At 36.4% G+C, this 4,569-nt stretch carries 3 protein-coding genes and 1 pseudogene; 2 read left to right on the plus strand and 2 right to left on the minus strand.

Translation table 11 applies throughout. From position 1 onward, the window contains the following. Positions 1–148 precede the first annotated feature (148 nt). Positions 149–1,303, plus strand: coding sequence for a hypothetical protein (locus ACESM9_RS14585; protein ID WP_373000308.1), 1,155 nt, complete (start codon positions 149–151; stop codon positions 1,301–1,303). Between the two features lie 29 nt (positions 1,304–1,332). After that, a complete protein-coding gene (locus tag ACESM9_RS14590; RefSeq protein WP_373000311.1) occupies positions 1,333–1,794 on the plus strand; it encodes a hypothetical protein in 462 nt (153 codons plus the stop codon). A gap of 86 nt (positions 1,795–1,880) precedes the next feature. On the opposite strand, the gene ACESM9_RS14595 is transcribed toward ACESM9_RS14590, so the two are convergent. Beyond that, the gene (locus ACESM9_RS14595) at positions 1,881–2,345 is read right to left on the minus strand and encodes a DUF3888 domain-containing protein (RefSeq protein WP_373000315.1); all 465 of its coding nucleotides are present in this window, start codon (positions 2,343–2,345) and stop codon (positions 1,881–1,883) included. Between the two features lie 201 nt (positions 2,346–2,546). Continuing rightward, a pseudogene (locus tag ACESM9_RS14600) lies at positions 2,547–4,157 on the minus strand (Tn3 family transposase); the annotation flags it as partial. Between the last annotated feature and the right edge of the window lie 412 nt (positions 4,158–4,569).

The following is a 4,569-nucleotide window of genomic DNA, read 5'->3' on the forward strand; positions in this document are numbered from 1 at the left end:
ATTTTAACGGACTGTAAGCGACAAAACAAGAGAGCAAATCCGATTGTTCAGAGACAATGTCACTGGGCAACCGGGAGACAAATCAAGTTAGCAAAAACAATTAACTATAGACAATGGACATATAAAACATAAAAAGCTGACATCAGAGATGATAAATAAGGATGAGTTAATGAACTTGGGCACTGTAGCATTTGATAGCCCGCAAGCATTGATAAAATCTAAAACATTATTTAATTTACAACCTGGACAAGCTTGGGCGAAGGGTTATAATTACACTCTAAGAAAAATCGATGGTAAGGAAATAATATCTGTTATCGGAGAAGATAATCAGGGATATTTTACAAAACTGCACTTCGATTTAAGTACAGGAAATTTGATACTTGCCGAACACAAGGTTTCTAATGGTGGTTATATTTATAAATGCGAAAACAAGATAGCTCTCAATAGCAATAAGAATATAAAAGCTAATTTTATCAAAGTATCACCCAATTATGAAAAAGATAATACCGTCTTAGTAAGCACTGTAATAGATCCATTGACGAAGGAATCGAAAAATGCTTTATTTATGTCTACTGATGGAGGAAAAAGTTGGGTAGATATGAGATTTAATCATACTGTTAAGCAGTTATATTTCTCAAAGGATTATGAACATGATAATACTATTTATTCAATTACAAAAGATAGTGTTTACTTTACAATTGATAAAGGAGAGAATTGGGCCAGTTTATTCAATATACCAAGGAATACAATTATCAGCTCTGATATGAGAAATGGTAATCTTGCACTTTTAACTAAAGATAAGTTGTACATTTTAACAAAGGATACTAAAATATGGAATACGATAGATGTACCATCTAATACATGGTTGGTGAGATTCCAACCCAATGGCACAGTCTTTATATGCAGTGAAAAAAACATATATAAAAGAATCAACTTAAGATGGACAAGCACTGTAACTCCAATTAGTAGTAAACCGTTGGGGATAGAGCTTTTTGAAAGCAGTTTAGTAGTATACAATGATACTGGCATATGGGTGCAAAATCAGTTAACTGATCAATGGACACAGGTTGATAATACTGGCATAAATATTAAGCGTATTTGCTATGATCCGAACATTAAAGATATATACTTTATAGGCGAAAATAATAGAATCTTCTATTTCAAAGAAAGGGGTGGTTCCATTGAAGTTATTAATGTTAAGAGTCAAGTAACCAGTGAAAATATATCATCAGTATATGGAGTTAATGAAGATATATTTTATGTTACAGATTCAAGTCAACAGTGGGAATTAATGAAAAACTAATGGAAATTTGTATTAAGGAGGTTCAAAAGATGCTAAAGAAAAAGCCCAGCTTCTTCACAGTTGTTACACTTACTGCATTGATTATACTAAGTATTACTGTACCAGTAAATTCATCGTGGACAGCTGATATGGAAGATCAAACCATTACTGCATATTGCAGCAATGGGACAGCATGCGCAAGTGGGAATATGCCGTACAAAGGTGCAGTTGCGGTACACCCTGATGAACCTGATTCTGACATTCCTTTATTTAATTTTGGAGCCCACATTACTTTGACAAGTTCAGTACCAATGTATGGCGGTGGTACTAGGACAACATTTACAGTAGAGGATATAGGTGACCAAGATTATTCATCTTATAATAGTGGAGATTTGACTTTAGGCTGGTTGGATGTATGGCAAGGTACAGGAGCTTCTGGAAGCGCAGTCTGGAATTGGTGTAATAATACTTTTGAGACTAAGATTAGGGATTACCATGCATACTGGCCATAAAAATAAATACTGGCTCATTTAATATTTAACTATAACATTCTAGGCAGATGTTTATCTGCCTAGAATGTTATTTAAAGTATCTCAATTTATTCTGGTGGCCACTTTTTTATTATATTATTATAACTAGAAGGTAGCTTATTACTCTTTATATGCTCAAACTTTATAGTTTTAGGTTTTTTACCATATTTAATTTCAAATATAATATTATCGGTTCCCACGGTGTTATGTGGTCCCAAATATGGTTGCAGAGATAAAGATATAACAAATAAACTTGTACGGTCACCGTTGGGTCTATTAATGCTAACGATTTTAACATCTGATGGACTAACACCTGGAATCTCATATAAGTACTCTGAATAATATTTATTAAGTGACTCATCAATATAAGGCATCAATAGGGTAGTAATAACATCTTGATAATCAAGTTCAGGTATCTCTATCATCGCTTTGTTTAATGGTTTTTCTCCCACATTGTAATCTGAAAGCCCGAACGCAAAAGTAATAGACCATGTTAAGAGTGCTATCAAAGATATAAACAATATTCTTTTCAATGCCGTCACCTCGCTATTTTTCTATGGTTAATTTTATTATTATATAATGTAAGTGACTTTATGTAACCCATTATGAATTATTTTATTTTAAAAATTGCATATGACCGTTTTTAGGTATGAGTAGTAACGGAACAGAAAACAGGAACAAATAATCCATTTTATACTAATGATATAGGGGATGGAAGCTATAAGATTCGAACTTCAGCTTCCATCTCCTATATCATTTACTATTTTATCGACCGATAAAAGTGATCTTAAGCCGCCCTGTTCTATCTCTTCCGGAAGCACAAAAGAATATCTGCCCATAATATTGATATGTTCATATCCAAGCGGGGACAATCGTTGAATATCAGAGTCGAAAGCCGGTTGCCCAGCTTGTTTAATGGCATCAAGAGCTACTTCAATATATTTTGTATTCCAGATAACAATAGCATTTACTACAAGCCCAAGTGCGCCTAGTTGATCTTCCTGCCCTTCACGATAGGATTGGTGTAATTCCCCTCTTTTCCCATAAAAGACAGCACGGGCTAAACTATGCCGGGATTCCCCACGGTTTAACTGTGTCAGGATTCTGCGGCGGTAATCAGGATCATCCAGGTAAGTCAAAAGGTATTGTGTCTTATAGATTCGGCCAAATTCACCGATTGCTCGTCCCAACATAGTAGGCTTTCCACCGTGTTGCAGCATTTGTATCAATTGTGTAGGGTTGACTGTTCCTAGCTTCAGTGAGCCAGCAACACGCAGCATATCATCCCAGTACCGACAGATAACATCCTGCCGTATTTTATTCCGGGCTAATTTGTTCAAAATACCATATTCAGCGTTAGTGTCTAATTTCCAAAACCTTGCTGATCCAATATCAGCAAGGCGAGGGCTGAATTGGTATCCAAGAAGCCCAAACAAGCCGAAAATAATATCGCTATATCCGGCTGTATCCGTCATGACCTCACGTGGTTTTAATACTGTCTGCTGCTCCAATATACCTTCCAGCAAATACAATGAATCCCTGATCGTACCCGGTATGACAATACCATGAAAACCTGTAAACTGGTCACTTGTAAAGTTGTAATAAGTAACGCCCCGGCCGGCTCCGAAGTATTTGGGGTTGGAACCGGAACTTATTGTCTTAACCGGTGTAACAAAGCGTAACCCATCGGCAGAAGCCACTTCACCGCCGCCCCACATTCTTGAAAGGTTCAATTTTGCATGATAATCCACCAAAGCAGCATTAGCTTGCGTCAGTGTTTCTGTCCTGAAATAATTCTGCTCTACCCACGTAAGCCTATCATATTCCAGAGCTGGGACACCTGGTTGCACTACTGGTTCAAGTCCAATATTGCAAGCGTTAGAGATAAGCACCGCACAGATGCTAGTGTCTAAATCATTAACTCTTGAACTACCCTGGCTAATATGAGTAAAGGCATCAGTAAAACTTGTCCATCTATTAATTTCCAGCAATAATTCCGGTAGGTCTATATGTGGAAGCAAAGCTTGCACCCGTTTTCTTAATACCTTCAAAGACCTTGGTTCTTCCAACTTGTCCAATGGTGTAAGAACAAGCAGGTCTTGCCCTGCGAACGATTCTATACGAACGGCCGGATTATTGTTCCACCTCATAGCCGTATTGTTATATGCTGCATTAAGCTCTTCGGAAAGGACTCTTAATGCTTCATCGGCAGCAGCAGGCCAATCAAGAGTCCTTAAAACTTGAGAACGCATTGCATCCCAAGCGGCACCCTGAAGCAATTGTTCCCTTGGATCGCCGTATTTGTCGCTATCGGATACGTATATATCATGAGTCTTAATACCTTCAGGATAAAGCAAGAATGGCAGAGAATATTATAAAAAATGAGTATGATAGTAACAAGTAAGATATACTCCTCCAGAAACCGGGATTATGGCAATTTATGGATTGCTTATTCCGGTTTTTTGTTCCGTTACTACTCATACCCCAAATAATGACGCATTTAAATCGCTTTAGAGCGATTTTTTTTGGTTGGGTAATACAAATACCCTATGAGAATTTTTGCTGATAGAGTCGAAATACGAAAGAAGGATAAAAAAGCCACGAAAATTCAAAATGTGCTGCTAAGAATGGTCGTAATATACATAAGGGGAAATTTATATAAATCTCTAATAATTTATATACGATAAAATATTGTAAAGAAACATAGAATTAAGAAAAATAACATAGAAAAAATATTTTTGCACAAATATTGAAAAT

The sequence above is a fragment of the Lutispora sp. genome (assembly GCF_041687175.1).
Lineage (GTDB): Bacteria > Bacillota > Clostridia > Lutisporales > Lutisporaceae > Lutispora.